Source organism: Bradyrhizobium sp. Unk1 (assembly GCF_059512345.1).
In genome coordinates, this window is record NZ_JCAMOP010000002.1 from 354,454 (window position 1) to 377,388 (window position 22,935).

Consider the following 22,935-nt stretch of genomic DNA (forward strand, 5'->3'; position numbering starts at 1 on the left):
CAGACACAGCTAAAGGAAGGAAAAATCAATGCCTGCCATTCTCGGCACCGGCGAGCACCGCTATCGCGTCGTCGAAAATTTCGCAAAGCTGCCCGACGGCTGGACGCTGACCGACGTCGCCTCGGTCGCCGTCGACAGCAAGGACCGCGTCTACGTCTTCAACCGCGGGGCCCATCCGATGGTGGTGCTGGATCGCGAGGGCAATTTCCTCCGGAGCTGGGGTGAAGGGTTGTTCTCGCGCGCGCACGGCCTACACATCGATGCCGACGACAATCTCTACTGCACCGATGACGGCGACCACACCGTTCGCAAATGCACTACCGACGGCAAGGTGCTGCTGACGATCGGCATCCCCGAGAAGCCGTCGCCGTTCATGAGCGGCGAGCCCTTCCATCGCTGCACCCACACCGCGCTGTCGCCGAAGGGCGATATCTACGTCTCCGACGGCTATGGCAACGCGCGCGTGCACAAGTTCACGCCGGACGGCAAGCTGCTCAAGAGCTGGGGCGAGCCCGGTACCGATCCCGGCCAGTTCAACATCGTGCACAACATCGCCACCGATGCAGACGGCTGGGTCTATGTCGCCGACCGCGAGAACCATCGCGTGCAGGTCTTCAATGGCGAGGGAAAGTACGAGACGCAGTGGAACAATCTGCATCGGCCCTGCGCGCTATGCTGCTGCGGTGGTGCCAAGAGCCCGACCTTCGTGATCGGCGAGCTCGGACCCGGCCTCGACATCAACCGCAACGTGCCCAATCTCGGCCCGCGGCTGTCGATCGTGGACGCCAAGGGCAACCGCATCGCGCGGCTCGGCGGCGAGAACGGGCCAGGCGTTGCCAGCGGGAAGTTTTTGGCGCCGCACGGCCTCGCGCTGGACTCCAGGGGCGACATCTATGTCGGCGAAGTCGGCGTCACCAACTGGAAGGCCAGCTTCGGAGACCAGGAAATGCCGGCCGTGGTGCGCGCGACGCGGTGTTTGCAGAAGCTGGAGCGGGTGCGGGAATAGTTGGGCGGGCGAGGCCGCGATGCGCCGTCTGGTCGACCCTGCCTCGCCCGGCGTCGTCCTCGCCCCCCAAATCACGGCGGTTTTGAGCGCTTTGCCACCCCGCCGCCGCATTGCTTGCACCTGAATAAGTCGCTCAACGGGCTTCACAATCCCGTCACGCTGCATGTAGTATGTCAGTACATGCTGCTTCGCAGCGTACATTGGAGGCCGGGAGCGTTACTTGAACGCACATGTCTCGCAAGGCAGTTGGCCGGTGTTGGTGCTGAATGCGGACTTCCGGCCGCTGAGTTACTACCCGCTGTCTCTCTGGTCGTGGCAGGACGCGATCAAGGCGGTGTTCCTCGACCGCGTCAACATCGTCGCGCATTACGATCAGGCGGTTCACAGTCCCACGCTGCAAATGCAGCTGCCGAGCGTCGTTTCGCTCAAGTCCTTCGTCAAGCCGACCACGCATCCCGCGTTCACCCGGTTCAACGTCTTCCTGCGCGATCGTTTCAATTGCCAGTATTGCGGCTCGCCCGAAGACCTCACCTTCGATCACATCATTCCGCGCAGCAAGGGCGGCCAGACCACCTGGGAGAACGTGGTCGCGGCATGCTCGCCCTGTAATCTGCGCAAGGGCAATCTGACGCCGGCGCAGGCAAAGATGTTTCCGCGCCAGAGCGCGTTCGCGCCGACCGTGCACCAGCTCCACCGCAACGGCCGCCTGTTCCCGCCGAACTATCTGCACGATAGCTGGCTGGACTATCTCTACTGGGATACGGAGCTGGATCCGTAGGATTCGGAGACAGCGCCTTACATCCCGATCGCGTTCCTTGCCACCACATCCCGATAGAACGCCGCGCTCAGCTTCGGCAGCCTCGCCTGGGTCTCGAAGTCGACCCGGTAGAGGCCGAACCGCTTGCCGTAGCCAAAAATCCACTCGAAATTGTCCATCAGGCTCCACAGGAAATAGCCGCGAATCGGCACGCCCTCGGCGATCGCGCGCTGCATCTGGGTCAGGTAATTGCGCAGGAACATGATGCGGTCGAGATCGTAGACCTGGCCGTCGGCGGAAATCTTGTCCTCGGACGAGGTGCCGTTCTCGCTGATGTAGATGGTCTCGATGTTCCAGATTTTTGCGGCCAGACGCGGGGCCCAGTAGATCACCTCAGGGCCGACCCGCAGCCATTCCGAGTTCATGTGCGGGAACGAGGTCGGGAACGGCAGCACGCGGAAGCCCGGCGCACGATCGGATGCCGTGACGTAGTATTGCGGCGCGTAGATGTTGAGCCCGACGAAATCGTTCGGCGTGCCGATGATCTTCAATTCCTCAGGGGTGAATTTCGGCGCATCCGCCCCGGCATAGGCGAGGAAGTGGTCGGTGTACTTGCCCTCCAGCACCACACCAAGAAAGCCGGCGTTGAGCTCGCGCGTCGCGATCTCCGCAGCGCGGATATTTTCCGGCGTTGCGATCGCGGGCACGCAGGCCGCGATATTCTCGGCCGCGCCGACACGGGTGCCGGCCCGCGCGGAGGAGCGGATCGCCTGCACAGCAAGCCCATGCGCCAGCGCGACGTGATGGCGCGCCTGGTTGAGCTGCGCGGTCGGCAGCTTGAGGCCGGGCGCGTCGATGCCCCAGCCATAGCCAAAATTCACGAAGCGCCCGACCTCGTTCACGGTGAAGATGGTTTTGACGCGATCGGTCAGGCGCGGGGCGACGTAGGCGGCGTAATCTGCAAAAGCCTTCGACGTGTCGCTCGACTGCCAGCCGCCGACGCGATCCTGGAGCGCCTGCGGCAGGTCCCAGTGATAGAGCGTCGCATAGGGCTCGATGCCGTTCGCGAGCAGTTCGTCGACGAGCCGGTCGTAGAAATCGAGCCCCTTCGGATTGGGCTGGCCCGATCCATCCGGAAACACCCGCGGCCACGCGATCGAGAAGCGGTAGGCCTTGACGCCGAGCGCCTTAATCAACGCGACGTCGTCCTTGTAGCGGTGATAGTGCTCATTGGCGCGGTCGCCGGTCGAGCCGTCCTCGATCTTGCCTGGCGTGTGGCTGAAAATGTCCCAAATCGATTTGCCGCGGCCGTCCTCGTGGACAAAGCCCTCGATCTGGTAGGACGAGGTCGCCGTGCCCCACAAAAAGTCCTTGGGAAAGGACGCGGGCGCGTGGCGGTCGGCCGATGCGGGCGTCTCATTATCTGCAGCCTTGTTATCTGCAGCCTTGTTATCCCCAGCCTTGGCACCCGCCGCAGCGCCAAGCGCGGCGAGCCCCGCGAGCTTCGCAAGATCGCGCCGCGAGACATCAGCTGACATCGCTATCTCCGAGCTTGCTCCATGTCGATCTGATAGACGGAGATCCGGTCGATCTCGAATGCGACGGTGGGCGGCGATTCCGCATCGACCGGACCGACGCCGAGAAAGAATTTCGATCCGATCGCGAGATTGACGATCATGTACATGGGATCGTCGAAGCCGATCGGCACCTTGATGTCGGAGACCGGCTTGCGGTCGATGAAATAGACCAGGCGATCCTCCTCCCACAGCACACCATAATTGTGGAACACGCTGGAAGCGTCGCCGACCGCATAGTCGAAGCCGCAGGACTGGATCTTCTGGGTCGACGGAATCCGCCAATGCGTCGTCATCACGAGATCGCCCGGCCGCTCGCCGCGGCCTTCCAGCACGTCGACCTCGGGCGGCCAGCCGCCGTCGTCCGCCAGCATCCAGAACGCCGGCCAGACCGCATGGCCAACCGGCACCTTGGCGCGAATTTCGAAATAGCCGTGCTTCTGCGCGAACGTGCCCTGCGTGGTCAGGATCCCCGAGATGTACTCGTTGTTGAACAGAACGGACTTCAGTTCCGGCGGCGTGCGGCTGGCGACGATCGAGAGCACGCCGTCCTTCACCTTGAACGGATCTAGCCCAAGCGGCGTCCCCGCACGCCCCGAATAGCGCGGGTCGACATAGATCTGCTGCTCGCCATTGGCGCTGGTCTTGCGCTTGAAGTCGGAGCCGTCACCACCCCAATAGCGCGCTTCCGGCCACGCCGCACCGCCGGCGTAATGCGGCACCCAGCGACCTGTCGCAAGCGGATGCTCGTCAAAGTCATCGTTGAAAGTCCGGCGCAGCGGCAGGAACGCGAGCAAGGCGGGATTGACCGTCTCAAGCTTGCGGCACTCGATCATGGAGGGATCGGTGCTCACTTGCAGCGTCATCGTGCCGGGCGCAGCATCGAGATCGTCCTGCGCGACGCCCGGCGCGGGCACGGCAGACAGGCCGATCGCAACCAGAGCGCCCTTCGTCCAACTGTCGATCATCACCGCACATCGAACTTGGCAGAAAACTTGGCAGAAAACTTGGCAGAAAACTTGGCAGGATATGCGCAGGTTAGCTCGCCTGTCTTCGAGCGGGCAAGCACGGCCGTCTGTGCGGGCGGGCGATTTCGAAAAGGTCATCTCGACATCGCATCCAGGTTCGCCCGGAAATCGTGTCATCCCGGGCGCAGGATCGGCGGTTAACCGGGCCCAGTTCCGCGCGCCCCAGCTCCGCCAGAGAAGCGCCGGCGCCAAATCCTTCCGCATTCGTTACCGTCCCTTAAGCCTCCGATGGCAGTTTGGCCGGGATCCGCGGCCCTGCCCGTCCAACCGCCGATCCATCAGGTCCAAGGTCGCCGCTCATGTTTGCCGAGACGCTGGAAGCGGTTCAGTCCTCGCCGTCGAAGCGGACTGCCTATGTCCGCTTCGTGCTGGCGGCGCTGGCGTCGATCGCCGTCTTCAAGGCCTTCTGGTTCGCACGCTTCGGCGGCTGGACGGATCGCGAGCTCGCCGATTTCGATGCCTTCCACATCGTCGCGCAGCACGTCTGGCGCGGCGATCTCGACCAGGTCTATCATTTCGATGCCCTGCTGAAGATGCAGATGGAGGCCGCCGGCGGCGCCACCGGCTTCATGCCCTGGACCTATCCGCCGCAATACGACCTCCTGGTCGCGCCGTTCGCATTCCTGCCGGTCGGCGTCGGCTATCTCCTGTTCACCGCCGCAACACTTGCGCTCTATCTCGTGACGCTCCGGGCGATCGCCGGCCGGAATTTCGCGCAGGTGCTGGTGATCCTGTTTCCGGCGATGGCGATCACCATCGGCTGCGGGCAGAACGGCTTTCTGACGGGCGCGCTGATCGGGCTGGTCTGTCTCAACGTGGAGCGGCGGCAGCTGTTGGCCGGCCTCGCGCTCGGCGCCATGGTGATCAAGCCGCACCTTGCGATTGCCGCCGGCGTCTATCTGCTGGTGACGCGGCGCTGGATTGCGCTCGGAACGGCCGCGGCCGTCGTATTGGCGAGCTCACTGCTCTGCACGCTCCTCTTCGGGTGGCAGATCTGGTTCGCGTGGCTCGGGGCGATCAGGGAGTCGGCGGGGTATCTCGAGCAGGGCTTCTACCCGCTCTTCCGCATGATCTCGACCTATGCAGCGCTGTACAAAGCCGGCCTTCCCGCAGGCGCCGCCTTCTGGGGACAGACGGCCGTTGCCGGGCTGGCCTTGTTCGCCGTCCTTCTCGGTGCAGCGCGGGGCGCTTCACCGGCCTTCACGCTCGGTGCCGCCGTGATGGTATCCGTGATGATCAGCCCTTATGCGTATGATTACGATCTGCCGATGGTCGGGATCGGTCTGGCCCTGATGCTGCCCGATCTCGCCAGGATGGCGAGCCCGCGCGAGCGGAGCGTCATATACGGGCTGATCCTGTTCGCCGGAGCCTATGGGCTGTTGCAGTCGGGGCGGCTCGCGGTGCAATTCGGGCAGAAGGCCGATCCCGACCAACATTTCGCGCCCGCCCTGGGCGGCTTCGCCCTGATGGCGCTCCTGGTCCTGCTGCTGCGGCTGCTGTGGCGCGGGACGCAGCCGGCGCCCATCCTGTCGCAGCCCGCGGAATAACGCCTCTCAGCCCGCTGCAACGCCAGCGTCACGCCGCCGAGCGTCGGACGGTGGAACCCGGAACGCCAGTACCCCGTTCAGATGGGAGCGCGGGTGGCGGTGGTGCCGCAACGCAAACGAGGGAGACGTACAATGCCCACAGCCGAGACGGATCACGTCTACAAGATCCTGGAGCTGGTCGGATCATCCGAGACCTCCATCGAGGATGCGATCAAGAACGCGATCAGCCGCGCCGCCAAGACCGTGCGCGAAATGAAATGGTTCGAGGTGGTGCAGACGCGCGGTCACATCGAGAATGGCGCTGTCCGCCACTACCAGGTGACGCTGCGCGTCGGCTTCACGCTGATGGACTGACGCGGCGGACGCCGCGCGAAACATCATGCCGCGGCGGCGTGGTTAACATCCGACGATGAGAGTCGATCAAAATATCGACGACCTCGTCCGGCGGACTGCCGACGCGCAAAATCATCGCGGAAGTTGCAACAGGCCGTTAAGACCAAAGTGAGAGGTTTGCGCCGGTTTGGAGCAAGCCCGATGGTCACGAACCGCGAACTCGGCAAGACGCGCCTTCCGCTCTGGGCGGCGGGATTCGTCTTGCTGATCTGCGTGGCGATCCTCGGCTTGAGCGTCTGGCGCGAATGGGAAACGCACAACGCCGATCTCAGGAACGCCGAGATCGACGTCGCCAATCTCGCGCATTCGCTGATCCAGCACGCCGACGACACGTTCGAGCTCGCCGATACGATCCTGGTCGGACTGGTCCATCGGCTCGAACTCGACGGAACCGGCCCGGACACGATCGCGAAGCTCCAGACTTACCTGCCGACCCGCAAATCATCGGACCGCATCCGCGGCATCTTCGTCTATGACGAAGCCGGCCGATGGCTTGCCACGACCGAGCATGTCGACTTCTCCAAGCTCAACAACAGCGATCGCGAATATTTCCGGCAGCACCGTGATTCCCCGGCGAAGGACACGCTGATCGGGCGGCCCATCAAGAGCCGCGCCGGCGGCCAGTGGATCATCACCGCGTCACGCCGGATCAACCACCCCGACGGCAGCTTTGCCGGCGTCGCGCTGCTCACGATCGACGTCGCCTATTTCGCGAAATTCTACGAGCGCTTCGACGTCGGCCCGAACGGCTCGGCATCGCTGCTCAACGACGCCGGTATCATGCTGGCGCGCAGCCACGACGAGAGCGGCGCCTTCATCGGGCGCGACCTCTCCAATGCGCCGCTGTTCAGGGAATGGAAAAGCCGTCCGGCGGCCGCAGTCTACTATTTCAAGTCGCCGCTCGATGGCGTGCACCGGCTGAGCTACTACCAGCGCAGCAGCCGCTATCCGCTGATGGTGCTGGCGAGCAAGTCGCAGGACGACGTGCTGGCACCCTGGCGACGCGTGGCAGCCGTACGCACGGCCTTCGTGCTCGGCCTCGTCGTGCTGATTGCGGTGATCGGCTTCTACCTGGTCCGCCAGCTCTGGCAGCGGCAGCGAATGGCGCAGGCCCTGGTCGCGAAGGAAGCCCATTTCCGCCTGCTCGCCGAGCAATCCAGCGATATGGTATCCCGGATCGGGCTGGATAACCGGCTGCTCTACGCCTCTCCCTCGTGCGTGCGTATCATCGGCTGGTCTCCCGAGGAACTGCTCGGCACGTCGGCGGTGGCCGGCATCCACGCGGACGACATCGAGCGGGTCGAGCAGGCCATCACCGCGCTGAAGAACGGCGAGGCCGAGGAAGCGCGGTTCGTCTATCGCCAGCGCCATCGCGACAAGGGCGATATCTGGGCCGAGGCGGCCTTGCACGTGACCCGAGCCCCCGACAGCGGCGAGGTCGACGGTGTCGTCGCGGTCGTGCGCGACATGACAGAGCAGAAGGACTTGCAGGACAAACTCGCATCGCTCGCGACCACCGATGGCCTGACCGGCCTTGCCAACCGCCGCGCGTTCGACGAACGCCTCGCTGAGGAATGGGCGCGCGCCCGGCGCGACGGCACGGAGATCTCGCTCCTGTTGATCGACGTCGATCACTTCAAGAAATTCAACGATCATTACGGACACCAGGCGGGCGACGGATGCCTGCGCGCGCTCGGCCGGATCCTGTCCGCTCAGGTCAGGCGCCCGGCCGACCTCGCGGCGCGTTACGGCGGCGAGGAGTTCGCCGTACTGTTGCCGAACACCGGCCCGGATGGTTGCACCGAAGTCGGCGAAGGGATTCGCCAGGCACTGCACGAGCTCGCGATGCTGCATGCGCAAAATCCGCCCTCCCGGCTGGTGACGGCAAGCATCGGCGCTGCGACGAGCCTTCCATCCCAAACCGCGATGGACTGCAACACGCTGGTCGCTGGCGCCGACCGCGCGCTCTACGCCGCCAAGGACAGCGGCCGTGACCGCATGGTGATGTCGGGACAGGTCGTACCCTGGCCCGCGAAGAGCGCGTGACGGGATCGACCGCTCACCAGGCGTAGCGAACGCTACCCTTGCCGGCATAGCTGCGGGTAACGTTGGAGAACTCGCCTTCGAAACTCGCCGCCGTCGACCAGCCGTTCGGCCAGCTCATCGCCACCGAGGCCGTAGTGAGCGCGGAGTCGCGGGCCTGTGCGGCGCCGTTGACGACGAAGCTCGCGCCCGGCAGCGCCTGGAAGGTGGCGGCGATCGAGCGATCGGGATTGAAATCATGTGCCCAGGCAAGGCGGCCGCGCAGGCTCAGCACGCCGTCTCGCATGGCGAAGGATTTGTCGGTTCGCAGGCCGAGCTCGCTGCGCGTATCCGTGACACTCTTTGCGGCATAGCTCAAGGCGAACGCGGCCGAGCCCGAGACGGCCTGCTCGGCATAGGCCGGCAGATCGAGCGTCGTGAACTGCGCCGCGCCATAGGGCGTGATGCCGATCCCGCCGATCCACGGCGCGACAAAACGGTAGCCGCCTTCGATGCGGCCGGAATACGCGTTCGCGTCGAACTCGGCACGCAAACGATCGGTGCCGGCGATGGTCACGGTGCGATCTGTCGTGATGTCCTGCCAGCCATAGGCCAGCGCGGCGGAGATATACGCCGGACCATTCGTGTGGCGCAGATAGGCGCCGGCCTGGAACAGGTCGGAGCGGCCGGAGCCGAGACCGTTGACATTGAAGCTGGTGCCGCCGCCGGCGAGCGCGAAGCCGAGCAACGTATTCGGCGAGAGCAGATAGTCGGCACCAACGGCCGTGCCGGCGATGCGGCTCGTCGTGTCGTTCGAGCCGGCCGCCGCATTGCCGTCGGTCGATTGCGAACCACCAAAGCCCGCGGCCCACACGCTCCAGCGCTGCGCGAAGCTCTGCGGCGGCGCCTTGCTGACCATGGCAAATGCATCGGTGCGCTTGCGTGCGGCGTAGGCGCTTGAACTGTCCTCTTCCGCAAAGCCGAACGTGCCTCCGGCCGGGTCCGCCCCACCGTTTCGCTGCGCCAGGGGATCGGTGAGCAGGCCCATGAACTGGCCCATGGCAGCAAACGTGGTCTGCTGCGAGCCCGTTCCGGATTCGCCGGAAGCCTGGGTCAGGCCTGGTGCCGTCATGCCGCCATAGACCAGCGGGATGCCGCCATTGACGTTGAAGGAATTGACCAGCGTGTTCGCCACCGCCTGCTGATTGCCGTTCAGCCCGGAATTCGACGGCGGGACGAAGGCCAGGGACAGATTCAGATAGACCTTGTTTCCGTTTGCGTCGTAGCCGAGATCGGTCTTGAAGTTCGCCGGCAGATTGCTGTTCGCGACCGCCGAAGCAAAGCTGCCGGAGATGCCGCCGCTCGCGCTGAGGATCGTGTACCTTTTCTCGATGTAACTGCCGGCCGCGAACACCGCGTTGACGGTGGCACCGCCGAGCGTCGCGCTTCCGGTGACGTTCGCATAGGACGCCGTCGACGGATTGACCTGGACCTGATAAATGGCGCCCGATTGCAAGACGAGATTGCCGATGATGCTTGTCGAGCTGCCCGGCGTGCCGTTGCCCGGCGCGAATGTGCCACCGCTGGCAATCGCCACCGTCAGCGGATCGATGGTGCCGGCCCCCATCAGCACACCGCCGGAATTCACCGTCACCGCCGAAGTGCCGGTGATTGTTCCCTCGACGTCAAGCACGCCGCCGTTCACGGTGGTCGCACCGGTATAGCCGTTGATGCCGAGCAGCATCGTCAGGCCCGCGGTCGTCGTCAGGCTCGCGGAGCCGCCGATGCCATTGAGGATGCCGCCAGTGGACGTGATGGGCGCGTTCAGACTGCCGTTGCGGATCATACCGCCATTGAGGCCAACTGCGCTCTGGGTTTGCGTCGTGCCACCGAGGTCGAGCGTGGCACCGCTGTTGACCGTCGTCAATCCGCCGACGTCGCCCAGCGTACCGGCGCCGCTCAGGGCGAGCGTGCCGCCATTGATGAAGGTGCCGCCGGCATAGGTGTTGGCGCCCGTCAGCGTCAGCGTGCCCAGCCCGGTCTTTGTCAACGATCCCGTATTGATGATCTGGCCCGACAACGTCGCGTTGAAGCCGTTGGCGTCGATCGTGCCGCCGCCGGCCAGCAGCGAGATCGTCCGCGCGCTGTTGAAAGCACCGGTGAATTGCAGCGTGCCGCCATTGAAATTGATGTATTGCCCGAAGCCCAGCGCGGTGAGGGCCGCATCGCTGGCGACCGAAAGCGCCCCACCCGCCGCGACGATGACGTTCGGGCCGATAAACGCGGTACCGACATTGCCGCTGCCCGCGATAGGAATGGATACCGAGGTTACGATCGTGTTGGTCGCGGTATCCAGCACATAGGATCCAAGCCCGGTCGTGATATAGGCGCGGCTCCCGTCGGGCGTTACAGTCACCCCGAGGCCGGAGCCTGGCAAAGCCAGAGTTGCGATTACGGTGTTCGTCGCCGCATTGATGACCGCGAGTTGATTGGACTGGGTGGTGGTCACATAGATCCGTGAACCATCGGGACTGACCGCAACACTCAAGGGGAATCCGGTGACCGGAACGGTCGCGACGACCGATTGCGATGCCGCATTGATCACCGAGACGGAGCTGCTGGTTTGATTGGCCACATAAATCTTGCTGCCGTCAGGCGACAGGGTGACGCCGGAAGGCGCGTTTCCGACCGCGATCGTGCCTATCACGGCTTTCGACGTGGCATCGATGATCGAGACGCTGTCGGAGGCTGCATTGGAGACATAGATTCGAGTCGCGTCCGGCGAGACCGCAATCCCGAGGGGATGCGAACCTACCGCAATGGGTGAGCCAACCACGTGATTGGTCGCGGTCGAGACGACGGTGACCGAATTGCTTAGGTTGGACGCCACGTAGAGGCTCGTGCCATCCGCACTGAGAGCCAACGCAGCGAGCGATCCAGCGACGATGGGAATGGTCGCGACAACATTCCGGCTGACGACGTCGATGACATCGACTTCGCCGCTTGCATATGCGGCAACGTAGGTGAAACGGCCATCGGGCGAGAACACCGCGTTCGTGGGATATGCGCCCGTCGCGATGGCCGCCCCGATCGGAGCATTGGTCAGCGTATCGAATTCAAGCACCTGCCCGGGCGTGCTGCTGCTTCCAGTCCAGATCCCGTAATTGTCGATTTGCGCCCGGCTGGCAGAGGTCGCGCCGAGGTACGACAGGACCATGACCGCAAATGTCCGCCAGGCTCGCGCTTTCCCGGTGCGCCTGCGCCAGCGCGATTTCGAACCACTCGCGCCCGTCATTCCCACTTCCAATCGCACGCGGCACCCCATTCCGAACGGCGCAGCCCCCCGCGTGGCGGCACCGGCACTCAATTGGCGAACGGACCTCTAGCAGGCCGACTCGTCGCATGATGTGCCCAACGTCTCAGGGCGATAAAATCGGTGCGGATTCCGGACGACCTGTGCCAAATCCGTCGCGGCCTCGCCCAACGTTGCTTGCACACTGATTTCCGAATAGCTACATGCCGAAATGATGTTGGTGTGCCGCCGGTCTTCGAATATCGAGTCCATGCGGTCCTGCCTCGTCGTGGGGTGATGCAGGCGGGACGGCCGTGAACGAGAATATGCTGGCGGACATCCCAGGGCGCGGGGTGCACGCGCTAAGGCAGTTGCGCGCCATGACGGCCGACATCTGCGACGTCGTTCCGCTCACCGCGGAAGACGATTTCCATGTCACCACCCTGACGACGATGACCCGCAATGCGTTGCTGGTCGATACGCGCGCGACCGACCAGGAATACGACCGGACGCCGGCACACGTCGCCCGCGGCGCGATGGATCACTTTCAGATCACCCTGTGTGTCGAAGGCGAGATGCAGTTCAGCTCCGGCCGCCGCGAGGTGACGCTGGGGCCCGGTGACATCGTTCTCATCGACATGGCGCAGCCGAACCGGACGGTGTTGCGCGCGTCTGGTAGCCGCACCCGCCTGACGGCGATCATCCTGCAACGCGCCATGCTCGCACCGCGGCTCGCGCATCCGGATTCGGCCACGGCGACCCTGCTGCCGTCAAACCATCCACACGCGCGGCTGCTCTCCAACCATTACGCCGCGCTTGCGCTGCCGCCCGAACCCGAGGCCGGCAGCCCCGAGGCCACAATCGAAGCCATCGCCGATATCGTCGCCGCAGCCGCGGGCGGGACGGCCGACATTGCCGCAGGGGTCGAACGCGCCGAGCGGCATCTTTATCTCGCACTGATCAAGCGCCACATCGCCGATAATCTCGAGACCGACGCGCTCACCGTGGCAGCGATCTGCCACCACTTCCAGATCTCGCGCGCCACCCTCTATCGGCTGTTCGAGGCGGACGGCGGGCTGGCGCACTACGTGAGGGAGCAGCGGCTCAATCTCGCTTTCCGCCAGCTGATATCGCCGTCCGCGGAGGACACGCGGCTGATCGACCTTGCCGTCGGCATGCGCTTCAGCAGCGATTCCACCTTCATTCGCGCATTCCGCCGCAAGTTCGGCTTGACGCCGGGCGAACTGAGGGAGCTGGCCGACAATTGGCTCCGCGAGACCGGTGCGGTCCCGAGCATCGACACGGTGCTGCATCAACTGGCCCGACGCACGTCACAAAACGGGTGACGGCCTTCAGGCGAGGTGGCACGCCACGAAGTGCCCGCCCGCCCCTTCCCTCAGCTCGGGTGCGCTTTCCGCGCAGCGCGGCTGGGCGATCGGGCAGCGGGTGTGGAAGTGGCAGCCGGATGGCGGCTTCATCGGGCTCGGCACGTCGCCCTTGAGGCGAATGCGTTCACGCTTGAGCTTGGGATCGGGCACCGGCACCGCCGACAACAGCGCTCTGGTGTAGGGATGCTGCGGATTGCGGTAGAGATCGCTCGCTTTCGCCAGCTCGACGATCCGGCCGAGATACATCACGGCGACGCGGTCGGAGATGTGCTCGACCACCGACAGGTCGTGCGCGACGAACAGATAGGTGAGGTTCAGCTCGGCCTGGAGATCCTCCAGCAGATTGATCACCTGCGCCTGGATCGACACGTCGAGCGCGGATACCGGCTCGTCGCAGACGATCAGCTTCGGCTCGACCGCGAGCGCCCGCGCGATCACGATGCGCTGGCGCTGGCCGCCCGAGAATTCGTGCGGGTAGCGGCGCATGTGCTCCGCCTTGAGACCGACCTTCACGAGCAGGCTGGCGACGCGCTCCTCGCGCTCCTTGGCCGAGGACCCGAGCTTATGGATAATCAGGGCCTCACCGAGGATGGCGCCGACCGTCATGCGCGGATTGAGCGAGGCGAACGGATCCTGGAACACCAGCTGCATGTTCCGCCGCATCGCGCGCAAATCATTGCCGCCGAGCTTACGCACGTCCTGGCCGTCGAACACGACCTCGCCGTCGGTCGGCTCGATCAGCCGCAGCACGCAGCGGCCGGTGGTGGATTTGCCGCAGCCGGATTCGCCGACGAGACCGAGCGTCTCGCCGCGATTGACGGAGAACGAGACCCCGTCGACCGCATAGACGCTGCCGACCTGGCGCGACAACAGGCCGCCGAGCACGGGGAAATATTTCTTCAGGCCGCTGACGCGGAGCAAGGGCTCGGTCATGCCGTGCCTCCCAACTGCGTATCTCCCAAATGACAGGCCATGCGGTGGCCGGGCGCGATCTCGCGCAGCAGCGGCTCCTTCTCGGTGCAAACGCTCATGGCGTGGCGGCAGCGCGGAGCAAAGCGGCAGCCGACCGGCGGATTGATCAGGATCGGCACCGAGCCGCCGATCGCTTCGAGCCTTGTCTTGTGCTCGCTGTCGAGATCGATGCGCGGGATCGAGCGGATCAGGCCCTGTGTATACGGATGACCGGGATTGCCGAAGAGGTCGTCGACGAGCGCTTCCTCCACCACCTTGCCGGCATACATCACGACGACGCGCTGCGCGGTCTCGGCGACGACGCCCATGGCGTGGGTGATCAGCATCACCGCCATGCCGAAGCGCTCCTTCATGTCCTGCAAGAGGTCGAGGATCTGCGCCTGGATGGTGACGTCGAGCGCGGTGGTGGGCTCGTCGGCGATGATCAGCTTCGGCCTGCAGGCGAGCGCCATCGCGATCATCACGCGCTGGCGCATGCCGCCCGAGAACTGGTGCGGATAATTGTGCACGCGGCCTTCAGCGTTGGGGATCTGCACCAGCTTCAGCATCTCGATGGTGCGCTCGAGCGCCTGCTTCTTCGTCACCGCTTCATGGCGGCGCAGGCTCTCGGCGATCTGCTCGCCGATGGTGAGCACCGGATTGAGCGAGGTCATCGGCTCCTGGAAGATGAAGCCGATCTCCTTGGCCCTGATCTCGTCGAGCTGACGGCTCGTCAGCGGCACGAGATCGCGGCCCTCGAAGATGATCTGGCCCGCCGCGATACGGCCGGGCGGCATGGCGATCAGCTTCAGGATCGACATCGCGGTCACGGTCTTGCCGCAGCCGGATTCGCCGACGACACAGAGCGTCTCGCCCTTGTTGATGGAGATGTCGACACCGTCGACGGCCTGCAGGATGCCGTCGTCGGTCGAGAAGTGGGTTTTCAGCCCTTTGATTTCCAGCAGCGGCGCCATCAGATCACCCGTCGCGCATCGAGCGCGTCACGCAGGCCGTCGCCGATGAAGTTGATGGCGACCACCGCGATGAAGATCGCGCCGCCCGGAAACAGCGCCCAATGCGGGCCGATGTCGAGGAAATCCTTGGCGTCGTACAACAGCCGGCCCCAGGTCGGCGTATCCGGCGGAAAGCCGAGGCCGAGGAAGGACAGCGTCGATTCCGCGATGATGGCGGCAGCGACGTCGATGGTGCCGGCGATGATCACCGGACCGAGCGCATTGGGCAGGATGTGCCGGACCACCTGGCGCACCGGACTTGCGCCGAGCGCACGGGCCGCCTCGACGAACTCCTTCTCGCGGATCGACAGGAACTGCGCACGCACGAGGCGTGCCACCGGCATCCAGCGCAAGCCGCCGATCACGAGCACGATCAGGATGAAGATGCCGCCCTCGGGACCGAACATCTGCTTCAGCCCGTCGCGGAAGAGATAGATCAACAGCAGCAGCAGCGGCAGCTGCGGCAGGGACAGGAAGAGGTCGGTGAGCCACATCAGGCCGTGGCCGAGCGCGCCGCGCGACATGCCGGCGAGCGCGCCGATCAGGACACCGATAAAGACCGAGACCAGCATCGCAGCAAGGCCGACTGCAAGCGAGATGCGCCCGCCATAGATCATGCGGGCCAGGATGTCCTGCCCGAGATCGTCCGTGCCGAACGGATGGGCAAGCGACGGCCCCTGCATGCCCGCAACGATATCGATGTCGTCGATCTTGACCCGCCAGACGAAGGGGCCGGCCACCACCGCGAGGATCAGAATGAGGAGCAGAAACGCACTGACCACGGCGAGCTTGTGGCGGCTGTAGCGCCGCCACATCTCGCGCCAGGGCGAGTAGACGCGCCGCTCAGCGGAGGGAGATGCGAGGGTCAAGCCAGCCATAAAGGACGTCCGCGATGAGATTGAACAGCACGACGAGGCACGCGAAGACGAAGGTGACGGCCATCACCACCGGCGTGTCGTTGGAGAGGATGGAGGAGATCAGCAGCGAGCCGATGCCGGGGATGCGGAAGATCTGCTCGGTGACGATTGCGCCGCCGAACACGGCCGGCATCTGCAACGCAATCAGGGTGACGACCGGGATCATGGCGTTGCGCATCACGTGCTTGACGATGACCTTGGCCTGCCCGAGTCCCTTGGCGCGGGCGGTGGTGACGTAGTCGAGCCGGATCACGTCGAGCATCGCCGAGCGAACGAAACGCGTCATCGACGCCGCCTGGAACAGACCGAGCACCGCCACCGGCATGATTGCCTGCCGGATCATCTCCAGCACCCAACGGATGCCGGTGCCCTTGATGTCGGTCGTATAGACGAAAGGCAGCCAGTCCAGCGTGACCGAGAAGATCAGGATGAACAGGATGCCGGTGAAGAAGGTCGGCAGCGAGAAGCCGACGAAGGCGAGCGTGTTGGCGATCTGGTCGAACAGCGAATAGGGCTTTGTCGCCGCATAGACCCCGACCGGGATCGCAATCAGGAGCGCCAGGATCTGCGCCGAACCGATCACGTAGAGTGTTGCCGGCAGACGCTGGAGGATCAGCGTGTCGACGTTCATCCGGCTGACGAAGGAGAAACCCCAGTCACCGTGCAGCATGGCGTTGAGCCAGTGCAGGTAACGAAGGTAGATCGGATCGTCGAGGCCGAACTTCGCCCGAAGCGCGAGAGCGACTTCGGGCGGCACGTTCGGATTGGTCGCCAGTTCCGAGAAGGGATCGCCGGGTGCCAGGGCAAGCACGACGAACAGCACCAGGGAGATGCCAAGCAGACTCGGAACGGCGATCAGCAGACGACGCAGGACATACTGACTCATAAAGGACGATCCCGGTTTAGGCCTGCGTGATCATTCCTCCCGGTACCAGTCGAACAGATTGTCGGTCTCGTTGGCCCAGCCGGAAACGACGGGCCGCAGATTGTTGGCGGCCGCCTCGACCTTCAGGCGGTGCTGCACCGGAATGAACACGGTGTCCTGGTACATGAGGTCATTGGCCTTGATGTAGAGCGCCGCGCGCTTGACCGGATCCATCTCGCCGTCCGCGGCCTGGATGGTCTCGTCGTACTCCTTGTTGACCCAGCGCGGGAAGTTGGTGCCCTGCCACTTGTTCTCCTTGGTGGCGACGAGGTTCGAAAGGTAGCGACGCATGTGCTGCGACGGATCGGGCTGGCTCAGCGGGATCTGGAACATCTCCATGTCGGCGTAGAACTTGGAATAGGTGTCGGGATTGCCGACGTCGGAGGAAAAGAACACGGAGGCGACGACCGATTTCAGCTCGACGTCGATCCCCGCCTTCTGGCAGGCCTGCTTGACGATCGCCTGTGTCTTCTGGCGCGGGCCGTTGATCGAGGTCTGGTAGACGAGCTTCAGCTTCTTCCCGTCCTTCTCGCGGATGCCGTCGGTGCCCGGCTTCCAGCCGGCCTCGTCGAGGACCTTCGAGGCCTTCTCCACGCTGAACTCCCACGAGGTGTTCTTGGATACGAATTTTTCCGGCCCGTTGAGGAAGTTGGCGGTGGTGCGGCCGGCGCGGCCGTAGATCGCCTTCTTGACCGATTCGCGATCGATCAACAGCGAGAGCGCCTTGCGCACCGCCGGATCTGAAAACAGCGGATGCTTGGTCTTCATCGACGAGCGTTCGCCATCGACCTCGGTGTTGGGATCAGTGAAGTTCAGTGCGATGAACTCGGTGTCTCCGCCGACCGCGTAGACGGTCTTTCCCTTGCCGCCCTTCTCCAGGCGCAGCAGCACGTCGTCCTCGACCTGGATGTTCCATCCGAAATCATATTCGCCGGTCTGGATCACCGCGCGCGCCGCCGAGACGGCATCGCCACCACCCTTCATCTCGATCGTATCGAAATAGGGACGGTTCGCCATGTGATAGTCGGGATTGATCACGCCGCGGACGAGATCGCCCGGCTTGAACTCGACGAATTTGTAGGGGCCGGTGCCGACCGGCGAGAGGTTGGTCGGAGCCTCCCGCGATTTGGACCCCATATAGTCCTTGAACAGATGTTTCGGGATGATGGTGTTGGGAGCCCCGACGAAGGCGTCGGCCCAGAACGGCGTCGGCTTGTTGAAAAGGATGCGAACCGTGAGTTCGTCCACCTTTTCGACCGTGATATCGCGGAGCGTCGCGATCGTCAGAGCCGAGGTCGCCGGATCCTTGGCATATTCCCAGTTGAACACGACGTCGTCGGCCGTGAACGGCGTGCCGTCATGCCATTTGACGCCGGGTTTGAGCTTCCAGGTCACCGACTTGCCGTCGGCTGCGAGGCCGCCGTTCTGGATCGAGGGAATTTCGGCGGCCAGAACCAGCTTCATGTTGCCGTCGGGATCCCAACAGGCGAGCGGCTCGTAGAACAGGCGCGCGCCGTCCTGGTCCTTGGTGCCGGTGGCGAAATGCGGATTGAGCAGGGTCGGACCCTGCCACCACAGCAGCTTCAATGCACCGCCGCCGCCGCGCTTGGTCGGCTTGTAGGTCGAGGCACCTTCCGCCATGGCGACGCCGCCGAGCGCGAGAATCTGGTTGGCGAGGGGTGCGGTGAGGCCGACCGCGGCCATACGCTTGATGAAGGCACGGCGATCCATCCGCCCGTCCTTCACGTCACCGATCATCGAACGCAGTTCTTTATCCAGCATGGTTGTCCCCCGTCTGGTTCCCGTATGGATGCAGGCAGCCGCACCGCGGCCGCCGGGTTTTGCTGGCGGTAGATGGCACACCGAATAGGCCGCGCGTCAACTGCGACCGTGTGTATGCAAACGGTGTTTTGGCTGCCCGTTGGGCAAAACCGCGTTCCGCAGCCCAAGCGTTCGGCAATCCGGCGTCAAAACGCGCCGAAATCCACGTTGCACTGCGAAAAATTTGTTCGCCGGATCAGACGAAGTATCGAGACGAAATTCTACGCCACGGACATGGTCAGCGGCGGCGCGACGTGGTCCGGCAGCGGACAGACATAAGGTGTCTTGGCGGTCCGCTTCTGCAAATCCGCTTTCGCGGCCTTGATCAGCTCCGGATCCGTCAACGCCTTGATGCCGATCCCGGCCATCGCCTTGGCCGCCTGCACCATGGCCTTATGAGCGTGTCCGCTCTTGCCCTGCGCCACCACCTGCCAGGTGTGGAACGGCGTGCCGATTGCAACCGTGGGTGCGTGAACCTGCACGGTCGGCACCACCCAGCTCACGTCGCCGACGTCGGTCGAGCCGACCAGCGGGTTGCGCTTGGCATCGAGCGGCACCAGGAAGTCGGCCAGCGGCCGGTCGGTCGGCTCCATACCGATCGCATAATAGACCGACGCGATGTCCTTGTCGGTCAGCGTCGCGCGGATCTGGCTGGCAAAGCCCTTGTCGGCGTCGTCGAAATGCGGCGGTCCGAGATCTTCCATCACCCGATGCAGCGCCTGCTCCAGCGGCGTGTTCGGCAGGATGTTGGAGACGGCAGAGATGATCTTCATCTCGACCTTGGTCTCGGTCATCAAGGCCGCGCCTTCTGCGATCTTGCTGACGCGTCCGACCAGCTCGTTCATGCCGGGCAGATCGCGGGCGCGGATCGAATAGCGTACGCGCGCATGCGCCTGCACCACGTTGGGGGCGATGCCGCCGGTGTCGAGCAGGGCGTAATGCACGCGCGCGTCGCTCGGCATGTGCTCGCGCATGTAGTTCACGCCGACATTCATCAGCTCCACCGCGTCGAGCGCGGAGCGGCCGAGATGCGGCGAGGCCGCCGCATGCGAGGTGCGACCGGTGAAGATGAAATCCGCGCGGGTGTTGGCGAGCGACGGCGTCACGGCGACTTCCCAGAAGCTGTGCGGATGCCAGGTGATGGCGATGTCGGCGTCTTCAAACGCGCCCGAGCGCACCATGAAGGCCTTGGCTGCGCCGCCCTCTTCCGCCGGACAACCGTAATAGCGCACGCGGCCGGGCACCTTGTTCTCGGCGAGCCAGTCCTTCATCGCGGTCGCGGCGAGCAGCGCCGCGGAACCAAGCAGATTGTGGCCGCAACCATGGCCGTGGCCGCCGGTCTCGACCGGACGGTGCTCGGCGACGCCGGCCTCCTGGCTGAGGCCCGGCAGCGCGTCATATTCACCCATGAAGGCGATGACCGGACCGCCCTCACCCCACTCGCCCATCACCGCAGTGGGGATGCCCGCGACCTTCTCGGTGATACGGAAACCCTGGTGGCGCAGCTCGGCGAGATGCTCGGCGGCGGACCGCGCCTCGGTGTAGCACACCTCGGGCATGCCCCAGACCCTGTCGCTGAGGTCGATGAAACGCGCCTTGATCGTGTCGACGCCACGCCAGATGTCGCTGCGGTTATCCATGCTTCGGTCCGTGATCTCTTGGTCAAACGAAGCGGCAATGGTTAGCAGCTTCATTGCACCCCGCCTAGCACGTCGCGGGACAGCAGCCATGCGGCCGGTGCCGGATCGCGCGGGCGCTTGCCACCTATGCGGGCGTTCCTGTGCCTGTCGAAGATTTCACGCGGCGATCTCCGGAATAGTTGGGAACGAGGCTTTCAAGACGGCCTCCTCCAGCCTAAATTATGAGTGCTTCGCGCGTCGTTCCGCCAGCCACGGCGGAGCAATGCTCTCAGCCAGGAGAACTCCATGCCCGCCCTGACCGAATGGAGAGTGCCGCCGGCCAATCAGCCGCGCGCGAGCGATTACGGTTTCGATCTCGACCGCTCGCTCGGGTCCGTCGTCGGCCTGCACGCCATCATCCCGCCCGATGCCTTCAGTGCCGAAACGCTGGGCACCGAACGCGCCGGCAACGGCGTCGTGATCGACAACGGGCTGGTGCTCACCATCGGCTACCTCATTACCGAGGCGGAATCGGTGTGGCTGCATCTCGCCGACGGGCGCGTCGTCGAGGGGCATGCGCTCGGTTTCGATTCCGTCTCCGGCTTCGGCCTCGTGCAGGCGCTCGGTCACCTCGACGTCGAACCCTTGCCGCTCGGCAACTCGGCGAAAACAAGGGTCGGCGACCGCGTCGTAGTCGGCGGCGCCGGCGGCCGCACCCGATCGGTCGCGAGCCAGATCGTAGCCAAGCAGGAATTCGCCGGCTATTGGGAATATCTGCTGGACGAAGCGGTATTCACCTATCCCGCGCATCCGAACTGGGGCGGCACAGCGCTGCTCAATGAGCGCGGGGAGCTGATCGGTATCGGCTCGCTCCAGCTGGAGCGCGAACGCGACGGCAAGGCCGAGCACGTCAACATGATTGTGCCGATCGACCTGTTGAAGCCGGTGCTCGACGATCTGCGCAAATTCGGTCGCGTCAATAAGCCGTCGCGCCCCTGGCTCGGGCTCTATTCGACCGAGATCGACAACCGCCTGGTGGTGATCGGGATCTCCGCCAACGGCCCGGCCGCACGCGCCGAGCTGAAGACCGGCGATGTCATCCTTGCGGTGGACGGCGAGGAGGTGACGAGCCAGACCGCCTTCTACAAGAAGATGTGGGCGCTGGGCGCTGCCGGCGTCGACGTGCCGCTGACCGTGCATCATGAAGGCGTCACCTTCGACGTCACGGTGACCTCAACCGATCGCTTCAAGCTGCTCAAGGCGCCGAAGCTGCACTGACACCACCGAACCGACGCAAGGAAGCGGCGATGACCGAGGCCGTCGTTGACGACATCGTGACCGTGCTGCCGCCGCTGCTCAACGCGCTGGAAGCACTCGGCTTCTTCCAGCGAAACCTGCATCCGCCGGCCTTTGCCTCGGTGATGAATGCGATCGGCACGCCCGACGAGGCGCTGCAAGCGGCATACGCTGCGATCGGCGCCTGGCCCGAGCCGTTCACCGGGCTGCGCGAGCGGCTCGACCGCGCCTGCAACGAGACGCTCGCCGCCTTTGCCGGCATACGCGAGGTCGAGCGTGGCAATGGCGATCTCGTCGCAGTCTTCCGCGCGCTGCGCCATCTGCCTCGTGCGCAGGAAGCGCTGTATCCGCTGTCGACCCAGTTTCCGCCGGTGAGCAGCTTCTTCCTCAACGCTGCCAATCGCGAGAATGACGACCTGCTGGTGCGGCTGGAAGCCGGCGCGGGCGAACACACCGGCATCTTCCACGACCACAACGAGCCCGGCAGCCGCGGCGGCTTCTCGGTCTATGTGCCAGAATATTATTCGCCGGAGCGCGCCATGCCGCTGGTGATGGCGCTGCATGGCGGCAGCGGCAACGGCCGCGGTTTTCTCTGGAGTTGGCTCCGCGACGCCCGCAGCGTTGGCGCGATCCTGGTGGCGCCGACCGCGACCGGCCCGACATGGGCGCTGATGGGCGACGATAGCGACACGCCGAACCTCATGCGCATTCTCGACACGGTGCGCAGCCGCTGGGCGATCGACGCCTCGCGCCTGCTGCTGACCGGCATGAGTGACGGCGGCACCTTCTGCTACGTCACCGGGCTCGACGGCGCCTCGCCCTTCACGCATCTCGCGCCGGTGTCGGCGACCTTCCATCCGCTGATGGCGGAGATGGCGGACGCCGCGCGCCTGCAGGGACTGCCGATCTTCATCACCCACGGCAAGCTCGACTGGATGTTTCCGGTACAGACCGCGCGTCAGACGCAGGCAGCCCTCTCCGCCGCCGGCGCCGACGTCACCTATCGCGAGATCGACGATCTCAGCCACACCTATCCGCGCGAGATCAACGCGGAGCTGCTGGAGTGGCTGAACGGCGGATGAACGAGTCGTCCTTACCTGCGCCGTACTGCCGCGGAACCATCACTCCGGGCCGACGTTATCGCCCGTCACCGGAGGTTCGCAGATGCAGACGTTTTTCGGAATGATTTTGGGCGCGCTGCTGCTCGGTTGCGGCGTGTACGTCTATGATTCCATGCAGACGTCGTCGGTCGCCAATGGCGAGGTCGCGACGACCAACCGCACCATCGTGAACTGGGACGTCGCCAAGGCCGATTGGGATGCGCTACGCGATCGCACGCACAAGGACTGGGTCCGCATCTCGTCGAAATAACGACGCCGTATCACG

18 protein-coding genes are annotated in these 22,935 nt (G+C 64.6%); 9 read left to right on the forward strand and 9 right to left on the reverse strand.

Annotation, left to right across the window (positions count from 1 at the left end; translation table 11 throughout):
- Nucleotides 1-28: 28 nt before the first annotated feature.
- Both AC5ZFO_RS03685 and AC5ZFO_RS03690 read left to right on the forward strand, forming a co-directional pair.
- Entirely contained in the window at nt 29-1,006 is a 978-nt protein-coding gene (locus tag AC5ZFO_RS03685) for a peptidyl-alpha-hydroxyglycine alpha-amidating lyase family protein (RefSeq protein ID WP_282519842.1), read from the forward strand.
- A gap of 220 nt (nt 1,007-1,226) precedes the next feature.
- Nucleotides 1,227-1,784 (forward strand): HNH endonuclease, encoded by a 558-nt coding sequence (locus tag AC5ZFO_RS03690; protein ID WP_014491631.1) that lies wholly within the window; start codon nt 1,227-1,229, stop codon nt 1,782-1,784.
- A 17-nt stretch (nt 1,785-1,801) separates the two neighbouring features.
- Here the strand turns inward: AC5ZFO_RS03690 and AC5ZFO_RS03695 are convergent, their stop codons facing one another.
- Both AC5ZFO_RS03695 and AC5ZFO_RS03700 read right to left on the reverse strand, forming a co-directional pair.
- Entirely contained in the window at nt 1,802-3,301 is a 1,500-nt protein-coding gene (locus AC5ZFO_RS03695; RefSeq protein ID WP_282519841.1) for a GH1 family beta-glucosidase, read from the reverse strand.
- 2 nt (nt 3,302-3,303) lie between these two features.
- Entirely contained in the window at nt 3,304-4,305 is a 1,002-nt protein-coding gene (locus tag AC5ZFO_RS03700; protein ID WP_282519840.1) for a glycoside hydrolase family 16 protein, read from the reverse strand.
- Between the two features lie 359 nt (nt 4,306-4,664).
- Here AC5ZFO_RS03700 and AC5ZFO_RS03705 point away from each other — a divergent pair, with 359 nt between their 5' ends.
- From AC5ZFO_RS03705 to AC5ZFO_RS03715, 3 genes are all read left to right on the forward strand, one after another.
- On the forward strand, nt 4,665-5,912 hold the full coding sequence (locus tag AC5ZFO_RS03705; RefSeq protein WP_282519839.1) for a glycosyltransferase family 87 protein: 1,248 nt from the start codon (nt 4,665-4,667) through the stop codon (nt 5,910-5,912).
- A 132-nt stretch (nt 5,913-6,044) separates the two neighbouring features.
- On the forward strand, nt 6,045-6,266 hold the full coding sequence (locus tag AC5ZFO_RS03710) for a dodecin (RefSeq protein WP_063985811.1): 222 nt from the start codon (nt 6,045-6,047) through the stop codon (nt 6,264-6,266).
- 180 nt (nt 6,267-6,446) lie between these two features.
- A complete protein-coding gene (locus AC5ZFO_RS03715) occupies nt 6,447-8,351 on the forward strand; it encodes a sensor domain-containing diguanylate cyclase (RefSeq protein ID WP_282519838.1) in 1,905 nt (634 codons plus the stop codon).
- A gap of 13 nt (nt 8,352-8,364) precedes the next feature.
- Here the strand turns inward: AC5ZFO_RS03715 and AC5ZFO_RS03720 are convergent, their stop codons facing one another.
- The gene (locus tag AC5ZFO_RS03720) at nt 8,365-11,544 is read right to left on the reverse strand and encodes an autotransporter domain-containing protein (protein ID WP_496121412.1); all 3,180 of its coding nucleotides are present in this window, start codon (nt 11,542-11,544) and stop codon (nt 8,365-8,367) included.
- A 401-nt stretch (nt 11,545-11,945) separates the two neighbouring features.
- On the opposite strand from AC5ZFO_RS03720, the gene AC5ZFO_RS03725 reads away from it, so the two are divergent.
- The gene (locus AC5ZFO_RS03725) at nt 11,946-12,965 is read left to right on the forward strand and encodes a helix-turn-helix domain-containing protein (RefSeq protein ID WP_282519836.1); all 1,020 of its coding nucleotides are present in this window, start codon (nt 11,946-11,948) and stop codon (nt 12,963-12,965) included.
- 6 nt (nt 12,966-12,971) lie between these two features.
- Here AC5ZFO_RS03725 and AC5ZFO_RS03730 read toward each other — a convergent pair whose 3' ends face one another.
- The 6 genes from AC5ZFO_RS03730 to AC5ZFO_RS03755 all read right to left on the reverse strand — a co-directional run bounded on the left by AC5ZFO_RS03730 (nt 12,972) and on the right by AC5ZFO_RS03755 (nt 20,274).
- Nucleotides 12,972-13,940, reverse strand: a complete 969-nt coding sequence (locus AC5ZFO_RS03730; protein ID WP_282519835.1) for an ABC transporter ATP-binding protein — start codon at nt 13,938-13,940, stop codon at nt 12,972-12,974.
- The gene (locus tag AC5ZFO_RS03735; protein ID WP_282519834.1) at nt 13,937-14,932 is read right to left on the reverse strand and encodes an ABC transporter ATP-binding protein; all 996 of its coding nucleotides are present in this window, start codon (nt 14,930-14,932) and stop codon (nt 13,937-13,939) included. The genes AC5ZFO_RS03730 and AC5ZFO_RS03735 overlap by 4 nt, the downstream gene beginning before the upstream one ends.
- On the reverse strand, nt 14,932-15,849 hold the full coding sequence (locus AC5ZFO_RS03740; RefSeq protein ID WP_014491615.1) for an ABC transporter permease: 918 nt from the start codon (nt 15,847-15,849) through the stop codon (nt 14,932-14,934). The genes AC5ZFO_RS03735 and AC5ZFO_RS03740 overlap by 1 nt, the downstream gene beginning before the upstream one ends.
- Nucleotides 15,815-16,774, reverse strand: a complete 960-nt coding sequence (locus AC5ZFO_RS03745) for an ABC transporter permease (RefSeq protein WP_282519832.1) — start codon at nt 16,772-16,774, stop codon at nt 15,815-15,817. The genes AC5ZFO_RS03740 and AC5ZFO_RS03745 overlap by 35 nt, the downstream gene beginning before the upstream one ends.
- Before the next feature lie 30 nt (nt 16,775-16,804).
- On the reverse strand, nt 16,805-18,595 hold the full coding sequence (locus AC5ZFO_RS03750; protein ID WP_282519831.1) for a peptide ABC transporter substrate-binding protein: 1,791 nt from the start codon (nt 18,593-18,595) through the stop codon (nt 16,805-16,807).
- A 260-nt stretch (nt 18,596-18,855) separates the two neighbouring features.
- Nucleotides 18,856-20,274: a M20 family metallopeptidase gene (locus AC5ZFO_RS03755; RefSeq protein WP_282519830.1), complete on the reverse strand. Its 1,419-nt coding sequence runs from the start codon at nt 20,272-20,274 to the stop codon at nt 18,856-18,858.
- Nucleotides 20,275-20,559: 285 nt separating this feature from the next.
- Here AC5ZFO_RS03755 and AC5ZFO_RS03760 point away from each other — a divergent pair, with 285 nt between their 5' ends.
- The 3 genes from AC5ZFO_RS03760 (at nt 20,560) to AC5ZFO_RS03770 (ending at nt 22,920) form a co-directional block, all read left to right on the forward strand.
- Nucleotides 20,560-21,531, forward strand: a complete 972-nt coding sequence (locus tag AC5ZFO_RS03760; RefSeq protein WP_282519829.1) for a S1C family serine protease — start codon at nt 20,560-20,562, stop codon at nt 21,529-21,531.
- 29 nt (nt 21,532-21,560) lie between these two features.
- Nucleotides 21,561-22,631, forward strand: coding sequence for a carboxylesterase family protein (locus tag AC5ZFO_RS03765; protein ID WP_282519828.1), 1,071 nt, complete (start codon nt 21,561-21,563; stop codon nt 22,629-22,631).
- A gap of 82 nt (nt 22,632-22,713) precedes the next feature.
- Nucleotides 22,714-22,920, forward strand: coding sequence for a hypothetical protein (locus AC5ZFO_RS03770; RefSeq protein ID WP_282519827.1), 207 nt, complete (start codon nt 22,714-22,716; stop codon nt 22,918-22,920).
- The last annotated feature ends 15 nt before the right edge of the window (nt 22,921-22,935 follow it).

What these genes read in the sequence shown, in the direction of transcription:
- AC5ZFO_RS03685 (WP_282519842.1), top strand. Translation starts at nt 29, where the DNA reads ATGCCTGCCATTCTCGGCACCGGCGAGCACCGCTATCGCGTCGTCGAA.
- AC5ZFO_RS03695 (WP_282519841.1), bottom strand. Translation starts at nt 3,301, where the DNA reads ATGTCAGCTGATGTCTCGCGGCGCGATCTTGCGAAGCTCGCGGGGCTC.
- AC5ZFO_RS03700 (WP_282519840.1), bottom strand. Translation starts at nt 4,305, where the DNA reads ATGATCGACAGTTGGACGAAGGGCGCTCTGGTTGCGATCGGCCTGTCT.
- AC5ZFO_RS03705 (WP_282519839.1), top strand. Translation starts at nt 4,665, where the DNA reads ATGTTTGCCGAGACGCTGGAAGCGGTTCAGTCCTCGCCGTCGAAGCGG.
- AC5ZFO_RS03710 (WP_063985811.1), top strand. Translation starts at nt 6,045, where the DNA reads ATGCCCACAGCCGAGACGGATCACGTCTACAAGATCCTGGAGCTGGTC.
- AC5ZFO_RS03715 (WP_282519838.1), top strand. Translation starts at nt 6,447, where the DNA reads ATGGTCACGAACCGCGAACTCGGCAAGACGCGCCTTCCGCTCTGGGCG.
- AC5ZFO_RS03720 (WP_496121412.1), bottom strand. Translation starts at nt 11,544, where the DNA reads ATGGTCCTGTCGTACCTCGGCGCGACCTCTGCCAGCCGGGCGCAAATC.
- AC5ZFO_RS03725 (WP_282519836.1), top strand. Translation starts at nt 11,946, where the DNA reads ATGCTGGCGGACATCCCAGGGCGCGGGGTGCACGCGCTAAGGCAGTTG.
- AC5ZFO_RS03730 (WP_282519835.1), bottom strand. Translation starts at nt 13,940, where the DNA reads ATGACCGAGCCCTTGCTCCGCGTCAGCGGCCTGAAGAAATATTTCCCC.
- AC5ZFO_RS03735 (WP_282519834.1), bottom strand. Translation starts at nt 14,932, where the DNA reads ATGGCGCCGCTGCTGGAAATCAAAGGGCTGAAAACCCACTTCTCGACC.
- AC5ZFO_RS03740 (WP_014491615.1), bottom strand. Translation starts at nt 15,849, where the DNA reads ATGGCTGGCTTGACCCTCGCATCTCCCTCCGCTGAGCGGCGCGTCTAC.
- AC5ZFO_RS03745 (WP_282519832.1), bottom strand. Translation starts at nt 16,774, where the DNA reads ATGAGTCAGTATGTCCTGCGTCGTCTGCTGATCGCCGTTCCGAGTCTG.
- AC5ZFO_RS03750 (WP_282519831.1), bottom strand. Translation starts at nt 18,595, where the DNA reads ATGCTGGATAAAGAACTGCGTTCGATGATCGGTGACGTGAAGGACGGG.
- AC5ZFO_RS03755 (WP_282519830.1), bottom strand. Translation starts at nt 20,274, where the DNA reads ATGGATAACCGCAGCGACATCTGGCGTGGCGTCGACACGATCAAGGCG.
- AC5ZFO_RS03760 (WP_282519829.1), top strand. Translation starts at nt 20,560, where the DNA reads ATGCCCGCCCTGACCGAATGGAGAGTGCCGCCGGCCAATCAGCCGCGC.
- AC5ZFO_RS03765 (WP_282519828.1), top strand. Translation starts at nt 21,561, where the DNA reads ATGACCGAGGCCGTCGTTGACGACATCGTGACCGTGCTGCCGCCGCTG.
- AC5ZFO_RS03770 (WP_282519827.1), top strand. Translation starts at nt 22,714, where the DNA reads ATGCAGACGTTTTTCGGAATGATTTTGGGCGCGCTGCTGCTCGGTTGC.